11 protein-coding genes are annotated in these 14,475 nt (G+C 38.8%); 5 read left to right on the top strand and 6 right to left on the bottom strand.

From position 1 onward, the window contains the following. The first annotated feature begins 135 nt into the window (after nt 1–135). Nucleotides 136–3,447 (top strand): AAA family ATPase, encoded by a 3,312-nt coding sequence (locus MWH30_RS11855; RefSeq protein WP_248664304.1) that lies wholly within the window; start codon nt 136–138, stop codon nt 3,445–3,447. A 45-nt stretch (nt 3,448–3,492) separates the two neighbouring features. On the opposite strand, the gene hydF is transcribed toward MWH30_RS11855, so the two are convergent. From hydF to hydG, 4 genes are read right to left on the bottom strand one after another with little or no spacing between them, the layout of a single operon-like run. Continuing rightward, nucleotides 3,493–4,713 carry a [FeFe] hydrogenase H-cluster maturation GTPase HydF gene (gene hydF, locus MWH30_RS11850; protein WP_248664303.1) on the bottom strand — a complete coding sequence of 407 codons (1,221 nt, stop codon included), beginning with the start codon at nt 4,711–4,713 and terminating at the stop codon, nt 3,493–3,495. After that, nucleotides 4,688–5,815: a [FeFe] hydrogenase H-cluster radical SAM maturase HydE gene (gene hydE / locus MWH30_RS11845; protein WP_248664302.1), complete on the bottom strand. Its 1,128-nt coding sequence runs from the start codon at nt 5,813–5,815 to the stop codon at nt 4,688–4,690. Before hydE ends, hydF begins: the two co-directional genes overlap by 26 nt. Further along, nucleotides 5,815–6,069: a hypothetical protein gene (locus MWH30_RS11840; protein WP_248664301.1), complete on the bottom strand. Its 255-nt coding sequence runs from the start codon at nt 6,067–6,069 to the stop codon at nt 5,815–5,817. The genes hydE and MWH30_RS11840 overlap by 1 nt, the downstream gene beginning before the upstream one ends. Continuing rightward, a complete protein-coding gene (gene hydG / locus MWH30_RS11835; RefSeq protein ID WP_248664300.1) occupies nt 6,044–7,429 on the bottom strand; it encodes a [FeFe] hydrogenase H-cluster radical SAM maturase HydG in 1,386 nt (461 codons plus the stop codon). Before hydG ends, MWH30_RS11840 begins: the two co-directional genes overlap by 26 nt. A 385-nt stretch (nt 7,430–7,814) precedes the next feature. Here hydG and MWH30_RS11830 point away from each other — a divergent pair, with 385 nt between their 5' ends. Next, on the top strand, nt 7,815–8,063 hold the full coding sequence (locus MWH30_RS11830; protein ID WP_248664299.1) for a TM1266 family iron-only hydrogenase system putative regulator: 249 nt from the start codon (nt 7,815–7,817) through the stop codon (nt 8,061–8,063). A 160-nt stretch (nt 8,064–8,223) separates the two neighbouring features. On the opposite strand, the gene spoVV is transcribed toward MWH30_RS11830, so the two are convergent. Then, nucleotides 8,224–9,471 carry a dipicolinic acid transporter SpoVV gene (gene spoVV / locus MWH30_RS11825; RefSeq protein WP_248664298.1) on the bottom strand — a complete coding sequence of 416 codons (1,248 nt, stop codon included), beginning with the start codon at nt 9,469–9,471 and terminating at the stop codon, nt 8,224–8,226. Between the two features lie 101 nt (nt 9,472–9,572). After that, nucleotides 9,573–11,216, bottom strand: coding sequence for a putative manganese-dependent inorganic diphosphatase (locus tag MWH30_RS11820; protein WP_248664297.1), 1,644 nt, complete (start codon nt 11,214–11,216; stop codon nt 9,573–9,575). Between the two features lie 365 nt (nt 11,217–11,581). Here MWH30_RS11820 and MWH30_RS11815 point away from each other — a divergent pair, with 365 nt between their 5' ends. The 3 genes from MWH30_RS11815 to pdxT all read left to right on the top strand — a co-directional run bounded on the left by MWH30_RS11815 (nt 11,582) and on the right by pdxT (nt 14,272). Beyond that, nucleotides 11,582–12,568, top strand: a complete 987-nt coding sequence (locus MWH30_RS11815) for a PorV/PorQ family protein (RefSeq protein ID WP_248664296.1) — start codon at nt 11,582–11,584, stop codon at nt 12,566–12,568. A gap of 208 nt (nt 12,569–12,776) precedes the next feature. After that, nucleotides 12,777–13,655, top strand: coding sequence for a pyridoxal 5'-phosphate synthase lyase subunit PdxS (pdxS, locus tag MWH30_RS11810; protein ID WP_248664295.1), 879 nt, complete (start codon nt 12,777–12,779; stop codon nt 13,653–13,655). Between the two features lie 2 nt (nt 13,656–13,657). Continuing rightward, on the top strand, nt 13,658–14,272 hold the full coding sequence (pdxT, locus tag MWH30_RS11805; protein ID WP_248664294.1) for a pyridoxal 5'-phosphate synthase glutaminase subunit PdxT: 615 nt from the start codon (nt 13,658–13,660) through the stop codon (nt 14,270–14,272). The last annotated feature ends 203 nt before the right edge of the window (nt 14,273–14,475 follow it).

Genomic DNA, 14,475 nt, shown 5'->3' with positions numbered 1-14,475 from the left:
TAGAGAAAGCCTGGTCAAATGCATTTTTATTTTTGAAATTTACATATTTTTCTTCACAACATTAGTCAGAGATCCAATATTATTTACGGTCCTAATGCTGTTGGGAAAACTACTTTAGCTAAAGCTTTTCAAACTTTGCTTTGGCCTGGCCAGGCAGCTGAGGATGCTTTTTTACAAGGGAAGTTTAAGCTGGGGGAGACGAAGTGGTCAGCAGAAATTAAGGCTGGCCAAGTAGCTTATTATCAGGAGGGGCGCCCTCATTCTTCACCACCACTACCTGCTGTGGAGTTTAAGGATCGTTACTACTTATCTCTACATGAGTTACTACAAAAGGAGACTAAGAATCAGTCTTTTGCTGAGGTGATTCTAGAGGAGTCGGCGGGAGGTTATCAGTTAGCTGAAGCAGCTCAGAAGCTTGATTTTAAAGCTAAACCTGCTCAGCGTAACAGCAGAACCGAGGTAGCTGAGGCTAAAATAGCAGAGTTGCAGCGGATTTCTAGAAAGCAAGAAGAGTTGAAACGAGAAGAAAGCAGCTTAGCAGAGCTAAAAAAGCAGTTAGCCGAGATTAAAGAGGCCCAGCAGGAGTTGGAGTTGATTAAAGAAGTAATTAATTTAGTTAAGCTTAAGAGGGATTTGATTCAGGCTCGCCAAAGGTGTAATCGCTTTCCAGAGCAAATGCAAAGGCTTACTGGTACTGAAGAAGAGCGGCTAGCAGAGCTGCAAAAAAAGATAAATCAAGAAAAAGAAAGGAGCAAAGAAGCTCAGCAGGAGCTTGATAAAGCTGAGGCAGTATTGACGGAGGTGGAACTGCCTTCAGTTGGAGTAGAGGATAGATTATTGAATATTCTTAAGGAGAAGCGAGATAGACTCCAGACTAAAAGAGAAGCAATCAGCAGTTTAAAGGAAAAATTGGCTGCCAATAAAGCTAAAGAAGAAGAGGAGCGCAAGAATTTTAGTGATTTTCTGGTAGTTGAGGACTTAGCTCAGTTGCCGAGAGTGGGGTATAATCAGCTCCGGGAGCTGGCCCGAAGGGCGGAGCGAGTACATAATAAGCTCCATTCTTTTAATCTGCTTAAGGATTTGCTTAAGGTAGAAGCAGAACTGCCCGCTGATAAAAGAACTGTAGAGCAGGGAATTCAGTATTTAGAGGACTGGCTGCAAGAGCCGCCGATGAAACATCAGCAAAAACAGGAACTGCAAGTTATTTCTAGAGCTGCTACTTTGATAGTAAGCTTAATGGCTGTGATTATGGGTTGGCTAATTAATCCCTGGTTTTTATTGTTCTTGTTATTCGGAGCTGGATTTGGAGCTTATGGGCTGCTAAAGGGTAGTTTAAGTATTGACTCTAGAGGAACTTTTCAAAGTAAGTTTAGGCAGTTAGAAATTAAGCAGCCGCAAAGGTGGAAAACGAAACAGGTTAGGGCCCGCTTAACGGAGCTTCGTGAATTAGTAGCTGAGATTAATTTATTTGCAAGATGTGATCAGTATTGGGCTTCCAGAGAGGCAGAGTATCAAAACTTAGTGGCAGAACAAAAGGAGTTAGCTAGACAGCGCCAACAGCTAATAGAACGTTTTGGCGTGGCGCCTAATACTGGTGATGAACAGACCCTGTACTACTTGACTAATCGTTTAAGCCGCTGGCAGGATGCTTATAGTGAAGTAGTGGCTCTTAGTCGGCGTTTGGAGGGACGAGAAAGGGAGTACAAGCGACTCTTAGCGCAGTTAAATGATCTGTTGGTGGATTACGGTTATAAGGAGACGACTGATTTTAGTGAACTCAGGAGTAATATTAATCAATTGGAGGAACGAAATAATAAGTTTCAGCGGGCCCGAAGAGATCAAGAACAAGCTCAGCAAAGTTTGGCTGAAACTGAAAAAAGACTGGCTGAGTTGGAAGCAGAAAAGGAGGAGCTATTTACTCGGCTTAACTTAAAGGTGGATGATCAACTAGGACTGAAAAAGCTTTGTCAGCAGTATGATGATTATCAGCAAGCTCAGCAGCAGCTAGCGGAGCAGGAATTGCTTTATCAAAGTAAGAAGCAGGAGCTTAAGAAGTATAGCAACTTTAATCAATCTCTGTTACAGGAAGATTTAGCAAAGTTAAAAGAAAGAAAAAGAGAGCTGGCAGCCCAAGCAGCAGCTTATGAAGAGGTACAAAGGTCAATTAATGAAATTGAAACTAAGCTTGAGCTGGCTAAACAGGAAAATAATGCTGAAAAGGCTTTACTTGAGCAGGAACGGGCCCTAGCTGAACTGGAAGAAGAGTTGCAAGAGGACTATGCTCAACTGACAGGACAGATGTTGTTTGAGCATCTTCAGCAGGCTAATAGACCGGCTAAAAAATCCAAGGTTTTTCAGCAAGCTCAGCAGTTATTTACTAGTATCACTCTGGGTAGTTATGAGTTGCGCTTTGCTAAAGGGGATCAACCTTCTTTTAAGGCCTTTGATACCGTAGCTGATCAAGAAAAGAGTCTAGCCCAGCTATCTAGCGGTATTCGGGTTCAACTGTTATTAGCTGTTAGAATGGCCTTTATAATTCAGCAAGAGCAGGGGTTGGTCTTACCGCTTTATCTGGATGAAGCTTTGGCTAATGCTGACCAGCAGAGAGCTAAATCAGTTATCGAAGCGGTTATGGAATTACTTGGCGAGGGACGACAGTGTTTTTACTTTACTGCCCGAGAAGATGAGGTAGTTCAGTGGACTTCTTTATTGGCTAATCAAAGCAACTTGGAATGTAATGTAATTGAGCTTAGTGAAAAACGAGAGATAAAACAGTTTGATTTAACTGAGAAAAATCTACAGTCGACTGAGTTAGTGCTGGAAGTTGAGGAGATTCCTGCGGCTCCTGAGTCTCACTGGGAATATAAAGAGCTACTTTCTGTAACAGCTTTTAATCCTCGTCAGGGAGCTTCAGCAGCTCATCTATGGTATTTAGTAGAAGATACAGAGCTATTGGAGCAACTGCTTAAACTGGGTATTGATAGCTGGGGGCAGTTAAAAGCTTTGCTTAAAACTGAAAACTGGGATTTTATTTCTAGTGAGCAAGAAGAGCTGTTAGCAGAAGTCAAAGAGCTGGGATTATTATTAGAGGAGTTTGTGGACTCTTGGCACTTGGGTCGAGGTAAGTTGGTAGATCGTTCAACTCTTTGGGATTCAGGAGCAGTTAGTGAGAATTTTATTGAAGAGGTTAGTCAGTTAGCAGTCGAGGTAGGCCGGGATGCTGAGGCTATTATTAAGAAGATGCGCCAAGGAGCCGTTACTAACTTTAGGAATCAGAAGTTGGCAGAATTAGAGGAGTATTTTAAAGAGGAAGGTTATATAGTCGATACAGATAAGCTGCCGGGGAAGCAGATTCGGGCCCGGCTTTTAGCTAAAGCTTCAGGTGAGACAGGAGCAGAGAGGGCAGAAAAAGTGGATAGCTTATTGAAGCGCTTAGACTTTGCTTAGATTAATTGCTCCTGCTTAGCTTCTAATAGATCTTTTTTACTCAGTTTATTCTTCCGCCCAGATCTTTTTAGCTGTGGGGAAGGGTTCTAGGGCCCTACTCAATATCCCGTGTACATAAGCAATTAACATTCCGTAATTAACTATAGGAACTTCAGAACTTTCGGCCTTTTTTAAACGGTATAAAATCTCCTTGCGGTTAGTCATACAGCCTCCGCACTGTACAACTAGGTCATAATTTTTGATTTCTTCAGCAAATTCGCGACCGGCTACATGCTTAAAGTTCAGTTGCCCGCCAGCAATTTCTTCTAGCCAGCGCGGAATTTTAACAGTACCTATATCTTCAGCAGTGCGATGATGGGTGCAGTTTTCAGCGATTAAGACTTTAGCTCCTGGCTTTAAGTTAGCTAGTGCTTTGACCCCCTTAGTGTAAATCTGCAAATCACCTTTATAGCGAGCAAAAAGAATTGAAAAGCCAGTCAGCAGAATATCTGGAGGGACTTCCCTTGCTACTTGTTCAAAGGCTTGGGAATCAGTAACTACAATTTTTGGCTTTTCTTTAAGGCTGTTTAAAGCTGACTTCAGCTGTTCTTCTTTAACTACCACTCCTTGAGCATCATTATCCAATACATCTCGTAAGGTCTGCATCTGCGGTAAAATTAAACGTCCTTTAGGAGCAGCAGCATCAATAGGTACTACCAGTATTACTACTTCTTCAGGTTTAATTAAGTCGCCGATAATATTTAATCTTTCAAACTTCTCTGGAGCTTGGAGAATCATCTCTTCCTTTAACTCATCAATTCCAGTTTTTTCAGTAGCGCTAACTGTCAATAGCTCTATACCTAATTTTTTGCTTAAAGATGAGAGGTTGATCTGAGTAAACTTATCCTCTTTATTTACTACTCCTACTATAGGGATTTCTCTTTTATTTAATTCAGCGATTAACTTCTCTTCATAATTATCTACTCCGCTTTCAGGATCGATAACTACTAGGGCTAGGTCGGTTCTACTCATTACTTCTTTAGTTTTCTTAACTCTTAATTCTCCTAGTTGTCCTACGTCGTCGATACCGGCAGTATCGATGATCACTACTGGCCCTAGAGGTAGAATCTCCATTAGCTTGTAAACTGGATCGGTGGTGGTGCCGGCTACTTCGGAAACTACAGCTAAATCTTGATTAGTTAAAGCATTAACTAAACTGGACTTACCGGCATTACGACGACCAAAAATAGCTATGTGTAATCTATTGGCTCGGGGTGTCTTTTGCATTTGTAGTACCTCCAGTTCTTTTGTGTTGAATACGCTTAAAGTAATGCGGAGAATCTCCCCACTCTCCATAAGCAATTTCATCGCCTACCGAATTAATTCTAGCTTCTAAACAGTCTTTGCAGTCGCTGGCCTTTTCATCTACACAGGGTTTATCCTCATAAAGCTGGTAGTCCAGACGATATTTTTGGGGAGTGATAATAGGCATTATCACATTTGCTCCAGCCTGGAGAGCTTTTTCCCTACCTACTGGATCTAAAGCCTGTAAAGCTGTGGTAGCAGCAATATTGATATCAGGCATTAGCAGTCGTAACAGAGCTATCATTTTTAAGCTCCATTTTAAGTTTCTTTGTTTTAAACTGTCTTCTTTATCGATACTTCTAGCTAGGGGAGTGTGAGGGTGGAGTACATAAGGGCCCATTCCTACCATATCGATAGAGAACTGCTTGAAGAAAAGTAGATCCTCGACTAGATCTTCTATACTTTGTCCTGGTAGTCCGATCATGACTCCACTACCTACTTGATAGCCTAATTCTTTTAAATTTTTTAGGCACTGAAGGCGTCTTTTAAAGCTATGTTCTTCGGGGTGGAGCTGCTGGTATAACTCCTGTTTAGAGCTTTCTATGCGCAGCAGATAACGATGAGCTCCAGCAGCAAACCAGCGTTGATAAGTTTCCTTTTTTTGTTCACCTAGAGATAAAGTAATACCTAGCTCATTTTGACTGAGTTTTTTGATTTTTTTAATTATTTTTTCTACAAAATCAATGAACTCTTCATTTTGTAGTTCCCCAGACTGGAGGACTAAAGAGCCGTAATTATTTTCATGGGCCCAGCGAGCAGCAGCTAAAATTTCTTTTTCACTAATCGTAAACCTTTGTACTTGCTGATTATCCTTTCTGATTCCACAGTAAAAACAGTTTTTTTGGCATTGATTGCTAAACTCTATTAGACCTCGGTAATAAACTTTGGGCCCTACATGTTCAGCCTTTACTTTATAGGCTGCCCTATATAACTTATCCAGTTTTGACTGTGATTTTAATTTCATTAAGTAAGTTAAGTCTGAGCGAGTTATTTCTTTTTGAGACAGCATTTTTTCTAAATTCATTACTCACACCTTCTTTCTAAGTAGTGATTAAAGATAGCGGTTAAATCTTTTTTTAACTGTTCATCTATCTGTTGAGCTAAGAGACAGTACTCTTGATTTTCAGCCACTGTCTGGGGAGTGCTAAACTGTTCTTGGCCTAGTTTGAAGATAAAATTACGTCTTTTTCCTTCTTTTTTGCATAGCCAGACTTTCATTTCTTCGGCAGGGATTAACTCACTTAGCTTATTCTTAAAAGCAAAGATCTCGGGCTCCATTTTCTATCCTCTCCAGTTTCTTTTTAATTTCTCTTTGCAAAGCGGGCTTTTTTATAGCTGTTAACTTTTGTTTAAGCAGCTTTTGGCCTATCTCTTGATTGCGCTGTGAGGCGTAGTCCTCTAAATACTCCTTAAAGGTTAGTAGAGCATTAGGAGTGCAGTATCTTTTAATAAAGCCTGGGGTAGCAAACTCCATAAAGTGTTCTCCGGTACGACCTAGGCGATAACACGCGGTACAGAAGGAAGGGAGATAGCCGTCATTAATTAATTCGTGGATTACTGCTTCTAAAGAGCGGGTATCGCCTAGTTTAAACTGTTCTTTATTTAAGTTTTGTTTTGTCTCAGTTTTAGTATAGCCTTTCATTTCTATTCTAGTTCCAGCATCGATCTGGGAAACGCCTAACTCCATTACTTCTCGGCGCAGTTCAGCTTTTTCTCGGGCGGTAAGTATTAAGCCGGTATAGGGCACGGCTAAGCGCAATATAGCTACCAGACGTTTAAACTCTTCATCATTGACTAGGTACTCTTCATCCAGCTCTACATTAGTAGCTGGATTGAGACGAGGGAAGGAGATGGTATGCGGGCCTACTCCATAATTTTCTTCTAGATGCTCTGTATGGGCTAACAGTCCTAAGACTTCATATTTCCAGTTGTAGAGCCCAAATAAAGCTCCAATTCCTACATCATCCAATCCAGCTTGCATAGCTCGATCCAGTCCCGTTATGCGCCATTGGAAGTCGGCTTTGGGCCCGCTAGGATGTAAACGTTGATAGGTAGGAGGATGATAGGTCTCCTGAAAGATTTGATAGGTACCAATACCCACCTCCTTTAACTGGCGATAGTCTGCTACTTTCAGCGGAGCAGCATTGATATTGACCCGTCGAATTTCTCCTAGTTCTTCTTTAGTTTGGTAAACCAGCTTTACAGTGTGAGCAATAAACTCGGCATCGTAGTCCGGATGTTCTCCGTAGACCAGAATTAAACGTTTCTGGCCTTGGTTTTCTAGAGCCTTAACTTGAGTTTCGATCTCTTTATCGCTTAAAGTGCAGCGTTGAACCTCGGTATTGCTAGCCTTAAAACCACAGTATTGGCAGTTATTAATACATTTATTGCCGATATACAGTGGGGCAAAAAGTACTACCCGGTCGCCATAAATAATCTGCTTCAATTTTTTAGCTGCTGCAAAAATTTTGTCAATCCAGTCTTTTTTTTCTGCTTTTAGCAATAAAGCAGTTTCTGTTAAGCTCAGACGCTCTTTATTTAAAGCTTTATTAATGACTTGTTCTATCTTTTCAGCAGTTGGTTTTGCTGATGCTAAAATACTTTTTAATTTTTCAGCTTTAATAAAATTTGTAGGCATTCTAATCACCTCTAAGGTAGTATATTTTAAGCTAGTGGAAAAACAAAAAAGATAGTTAAACAAATCCTAGCTATTAAGGATTGCTCAACTATCAATAGTTATCACTAAAAAATTCTTGGCATCTCTGCGTGGTCAGGCCCTCCCTCTCACTAAGAGTTTTGCTTTATTTTTGATCCCTTTAGATCAGGAGTACTCCCTTTCTATAAGGATATTTGTAAGTAACTATCTTTATTATAACTAATAATGGTTATTTTTTCAACTGTTTTGTTAAATAAAGCACATTTTTTGATTATAATTAAAAAAATTGTACTTATACTTGACTTGGAAATAACTATTTCGATATTATAAGACTAATAGTTTTAAGAAGTATAAGGAGGCGATTGAGATGAATAAAAGAATTGGCGTGATCGGAATTATAGTTGAGGATAGAGAGCAGACAGCTGAGGAAATTAATCAAGTTTTGAGTGAACATGCTGAAATTATTATTGGGAGAATGGGTATTCCTTCGCCAGAGTTGGAGTTATCTTTGATTTCTTTAATGATAGAAGGAACTTCTGATCAAGTAGGAGCCTTAACAGGTAAGCTAGGTAACTTAAGTGGTGTTAAGCTAAAAACTGCTTTGATTTCCAAGTAACTGTAAATACTTTATATTATTCAACTAAATGTATCCGTAATTTTATACTAACACAAGAAATATAGTTTATAATTCAGGGATAGAATTGCAGAATGCCTTTAAAGTGATTTAGCTATTTTTTGAGTTATTTTATTGGAGCTAATATCGAAAAGGGATTAGCTTATAGTTTTATCATAACTATTTTTATTTTATGTATTAAATAAATCAGCAGTGAAATAATGGCTAGAGAGCTTAGTAAAGTCATTAGACTGATACTTAAAAAACTAAGCCTTTCTAAATAACTAATTCCTAAGTGGAGATTACTTAATTGGTAACTGTGATCTACAAATACCGGTAAAGCGTCTGGAGTGCTAATTCCTTTTATTGGTTTAAATAAGAAAACAGTAGTTAAAGCAGCTAAGACTGCGTGTAAGAATCTAGCTATAAAGTAGGGTTTCATCCGAATATCGGTGTCTTGGATCATAGATGCTACTTGAGCGTGAACTGAAAGACCGCTCCAAGCGATAATTCCACTAGCGATACTGAGTTGTTGAGCTAAAGGGGCTGTAGACTGACTAGCTAAATTAGCTCCATTAGTGATTTCCATTATACCGCTGATAATAGGTAAGATTAAAGATTGATCTAAATTTAGAGGTTCAATAATTGGCAGGAGGACGACAGTAACTATACTGGTAAAGCCGATTAAATGTAAGACTTCTGTAATTACGGAAAAGAGAACGATAAAGCCGCCGATTAGCAGGAGTGTATTGACTGATTCAATCACTGCATCACCTAAAAGCTGACTGAGAGGACGAGCATCCTCTTTGCGGGCCCGATATAGCTCAGCTAAAGAATACTTGATTATTCCTTTTTCGCTGCGAGCTCTTTTTTTAACATCTTGATTATTCGTTTTAGGTTGATAAAATCGCAGCGCAAAACCTACTAAAATACAGGCGATATAGTGAGCCATAGCAATAGTAACTCCTAATTCAGGTTGACCAAACATTCCTACCGCTACTGCCCCAATGAGAAATAAAGGATCAGCGGTGTTACAGAAGGCTACTAATCTTTCTCCTTCTACTTGGGTACATAGCCTTTGCCTTCGTAAGTCCCCGGTGATTTTGGCTCCAATGGGGTAGCCAGCAGCTAAGCCCATAGCAAAGGCAAAGGCTCCTACTCCGGGTAGTTTAAAGAGCGGTCGCATTAAGGGTTCTAATAAAGCACCTAAAAAGTTAACCGCTCCTAATCCCATTAAGATTTCCGACATAATAAAGAAAGGCAGCAAAGCTGGAAATACTACTTCCCACCAGGTATTTAATCCTTGCAGAGCTGCCCGAAAAGCTGCTTCGGAAAAAATAACAAAAGAGATAGTAATAAATATAGCCCCGGCTGCTTTTAGATAAGCCCCTTTTTGGGTAATTTTAGACAAGATAAAACCTCCTTGACTTTCATTAAAAATTCAACTTTTAGAGTTTATTAGTTCTTCTTGTTACATCTTATTAAGAGTATAAGTTGTCCTATCACAACTTTTTACTCTTTTATCAAGGAAGTGGATAGAGAAGGTATCACCTGTTTTTTACGAGACATGGTATCTGCTAAGTAGATACTAGTCTCATTTTGGGGAGCTGTAAAAGCAGCAGTGACTAAGTTGGTGGCTGCTTTGTCAAAGAGGAGTAGACTTCCTTCATTTAAGATATCAGTTACCATTAAAAATAGATGCTGATAGTTTTCTTCTTCTTTTAATTCATGGAGTGCAGTTAAGGTTTTTGGTTGATGTTTTTTGAACTCTGCTAAATCCATTACTTCAATTTGGCCTACTCCTATTTTTTGACTATCAAACGCATACTCTTTAAAATCATTTAAAATCATTTCTTTAGGTTCTAACTTATTAACTACAGAACCGGCTTTGAATATTTCTTTGCCAAACTCTTGGCTATCTAAATCAGTTTTCTGAGCTAGCTTGTTAGCAATTTTTTTATCCAGTTCTGTACAGGTGGGAGAGCGAAAAATAACAGTATCCGAAAGAATGGCTGCTAATAGTAGTCCAGCTATTTTTTTATTTAATTCTATTGAAGACTGTAAGTATAGCTTAGCAATAATAGTTGCTGTGCTGCCTACAGGTTGATTGCGAACTAAAATAGGCTCTAGGGTTTCTAGATCGCCTAGGCGATGATGGTCGATAATTTCTATTATATTAGCTGCTTCAATTCCTTCCACAGCTTGGCTTTTTTCATTATGATCTACTAAGATTAGTTCTTTTCTCTGTAAGTTGATTAAGTTTTGAGCTGAGATTAAACCTAATAGTTTATTTTGATGGTTGATAACTGGATAAGTTCGGTGTTTAAAATGAATTATTTCTTCTTTGATATCCGCTATTAACTCTTCAGGATAAAAGCTTTTTACTTCGCTTCTCATTACTTGGCTGATCGGAATACTCATTCCAATTAGCTTAGCGGCAGTAAAGGTATCGTAAGGCACCTTAATTAGAGTAGCTTTTTTTTGAATAGCTAAGTCTTCGATCTCTTTATTTATCTCTAGGTTACCAGTAATTATTAAACAGGAAGCTCCAGCCTCTAAAGCAGCTTTTTGAGCTGCAGGTCTATTGCCTAAGAGACCAATATCTCCAGCTTTGATGTAGTTAGCCATAGTTTCAGTAGCCATAGCTCCTGTAAAGACCCTGCCGTTTAGTTCTGAATCGAGATTTTGCTGCTTATTAATTAGTTCTCCGGCTAAGGTTTTGACTATGTTTTTTAAGGAAGTGGGAATTTTGCGCATTGAGTTAATGTTTAACTCCTCTAAGTAGTTATAGGCAAGGTCGGCAGCTGTAATTATACCTAGTAACTTTTTTTCTTGATTAACTATTGAGACTAATTTAACTTGTTCTGTTTTCAAAATTTCTCCTACTTCCTTAAGTGGGGTATCTGGACTGACTACTTTTAAGTTATCCTGCTGCATAGTATCTTTAACCCTAGGATAAACATCGCTAATTAATTTGGGAGTCGGAACTCCAAAGTAGTCTAATACAAACTTAGTTTCAGGGTTTAATTTTCCACACCTAGCTGCTATAGCTTTTTCGCCGTTTTTTTCTTTGAATTCAGCATAGGCAATGGTCGAACATATAGAATCAGTATCGGGATTTTGATGACCAATGATAATCTTTTCTTTATTCTTCATATCGCTCACCTCCTTGTGAGATTGATTATTTTAACTACAGTATATATTTTATTTAATACTGTTGCAAGTTATTTCCTCTATCTTGTTTTTGCAAGAGATAATTATAGAGGTTCATTCTATATCTAAATAAGGTAATATTTGGTGTAGCTTGGATGAATATTATAATATGTGTTAATTTTGAGTTTGTTGGAAAGCTAAATTTATCTTTTTTGCTGTGGTAAAATAGCTGTATTTATGATATTATTATACTGGTACGGGATAAAGATCACATTTTCTTACAAATTAATATCTATATTAACAAATAGTAGTATAGATTATTCTTACTTAGATAAAGCAGGATTAAGCTTAAAAATGAGGTGAATTATATGAGTAAGCTAATTAGTTTATTTTTGATGCTAGTATTAACTTTGAGTTTTAATGGTTTGGTTTTTGCTCAAGAACATACTCCGTCAGGAGCTCGGGCCCACGCCTTGGGAGGTGCAGTTACGGCTTTAGCTGAGGGAGCCGAGGCTATTTACTGGAATCCAGCTAATAGAGCTGGACTGGATTATTCTGAGTTGATCTTAGGTAGAGGTGGTAGTTTTGCTTTTGATTATGACGAGATAGATGAGCTCGATATATTTTTGAATATAGGTGACCATGAGGATTTATCTTTGCCTGAGGATGGGGAAATAACTATTCAGGATCAGGCAGCAATTAGTTTTCAAAGCTTTGGAGTAGCTTTTTTTGAAGAAAAGAGCTATCGAAGCAAGGTTGAAGATAATTATAAACAGGCTGAGAAGTTGGAGTTAAAGACAGGAGTGTTGAACTTATCTACCCACAGGCTTCCTGTATTTCATAGCTTTGGTGCCAATATCAAGGGGATTTATGGAAGTTATGATTCTTTAGAATTAAGCGGTGAGGAAGAAAGCCAGAACAGTTTTACTGGACAAGGGTATAGCTTGGATCTGGGGCTGCTTCATTCTTTTTCTGATTGGATTACTGTAGGAGTTAAGGCTCGTAACTTGATTGCTGATATTGACTGGGAAGAGGATCTTTCGAGTTTGGGTAACACCTTAGATAGAGAGCTAGCAGTAGGAGTAAAAAGCCAGGCTTCAGGTATTGGTACTTTAACTGGGGATATAGTTTTTAGAGAACAAGGTGTTGATACCTTACATTTCGGATTAGAAAGGAGCATTTTAAATGCTCTTAAGCTGCGAGCTGGCGCCTATCAGGAAGGCTTTAACTTAGAGCAGGATGAAGAAACTAGAGTCTTTACTGCTGGTTTGGGAATTGATACTTCAGCGTTGAGCCTAGATTTTTCAATAGATGAGGCAGAAAATATCTTTGTTTCGGGTAAATTGAAGTTTTAAACTTGATGAGTCTAGCAGCTTTTTAGCTGTTAGACTCAATTTTTTTATTTTGTATAGACTAATAGATATTCTAATAGATATTAGCAAATTAATCTTGACAATACAATTATAGTTTGCCATAATAATCTATGGGTACAAAAAGAATATTTATAATAATGAACCCATACAATATCATTAATTAGGAAATAATTAGAGGGGGAACGAGGAAATGAAAGAACGATATGGACTGAATAAGAATTTAGCTCAGATGTTAAAAGGTGGAGTAATTATGGATGTTACTGATGCTGAGGAAGCTAGAATTGCCGAAGACTCTGGCGCAGTAGCAGTTATGGCTTTGGAAAGAGTTCCGGCTGATATTCGCCAACAGGGTGGAGTAGCTAGGGCTTCTGATCCAGCTATGATTAAAGAGATTATTGAAACAGTTTCGATTCCAGTAATGGCTAAGGCTAGAATTGGACATTTTGTAGAAGCTCAAGTTTTGGAAGCTTTAGGAGTGGATTATATAGATGAAAGTGAGGTTTTGACTCCGGCTGATGAGGATAATCATATTGATAAAACGGAGTTTGAAGTTCCTTTTGTTTGTGGAGCTACTAACCTAGGTGAGGCTTTACGTAGAATTGGTGAAGGAGCTAGCATGATGAGAACTAAGGGCGAAGCCGGAACCGGTAATGTGGTAGAAGCGGTGCGCCATGTACGGAAAATTAATGCTCAAATGCGCAGCTTGACTACTATGGATAGCGGTGAGTTGATGGCGGCTGCTAAAGAGATGAGAGCTCCTTTTGATTTAGTTAAGTATGTAGCTGAAAATGGAGAATTACCGGTAATTAACTTTGCAGCCGGGGGAGTGGCTACGCCAGCAGATGCAGCGATGATGATGCAGCTTGGCTGTGATGGAGTATTTGTTGGCTCAGGGATCTTTAAGTCTGGTAATCCGGAGCAGAGAGCTCAGGCTATCGTGAAAGCAGTTGCTCATTATGAGGATGCTGAAATTATTGCTGAAGTTTCTGAGAATATTGGCGAAGCTATGGTAGGAATTAATATAGATACTCTACCTGAGAATGAGAAATTAGCCGATCGGGGTTGGTAAAAATGCTCAAAATAGGGGTGCTGGACTTACAGGGAGGAGTTCGAGAGCATTTAGAGATGTTGGCAAAGCTTCCTGGGGTTAATCCAGTAGCTGTTAAAAAAGAGCAAGAGTTAAGAGAGATAGATGGATTGATTCTACCCGGTGGGGAGAGTACGACTATGGGTAAACTGCTGGATATATTCGATTTGAAGCAGATAATTATTGAAAGAGCTAAGGCCGGCTTGCCTATCTGGGGTACTTGTGCGGGGATGATTCTTTTAGCTAAAGAAATTGAAGGCGCAGCAGAGTCCTATTTAAATTTGATGGAGATTACCGTTAAGCGTAATGCTTACGGTAATCAATTGGCTAGCTTTAAGAGTCAGGCGGTTATTCCTAAGCTGGCTGAGGATAAAATTCCTTTGGTTTTTATTAGGGCACCTTTTGTGACTGCGGTGGGTAAGAATACAGAGGTATTATTGGAACTGAAAGAGAAAATAGTAGCTGTAGAAGAGGATAATCTACTAGCTACTTCTTTTCATCCGGAATTAACTACCGATTTGAATATGCATCGCTATTTTGCAGATAAAGTTTTAGATTCTTTAGAAAAAATGAATGAGCTTCAAATGAAGTTGGGCTAAAGGGCCCGACTTTATTTTTTGTATATTTCAAGAGGGAAATAGATATTTATGATGAATTTTAATTTAACACCTGTTTTTCTAGCCACCAAAATCTAGCTTAAGCTAACGCCCATATAATAGTAATCGAGGAGGTTGTAACAGTTGTTAAAATACTAGCAAAAACTATATAAAAGTTATAAAAACGCTTGAAGATCTATCTATAT

This window comes from Fuchsiella alkaliacetigena (genome assembly GCF_023227765.1).
GTDB lineage: Bacteria > Bacillota > Halanaerobiia > Halobacteroidales > Acetohalobiaceae > Fuchsiella > Fuchsiella alkaliacetigena.
This window is presented reverse-complemented; position numbering and strand designations above follow the sequence as displayed.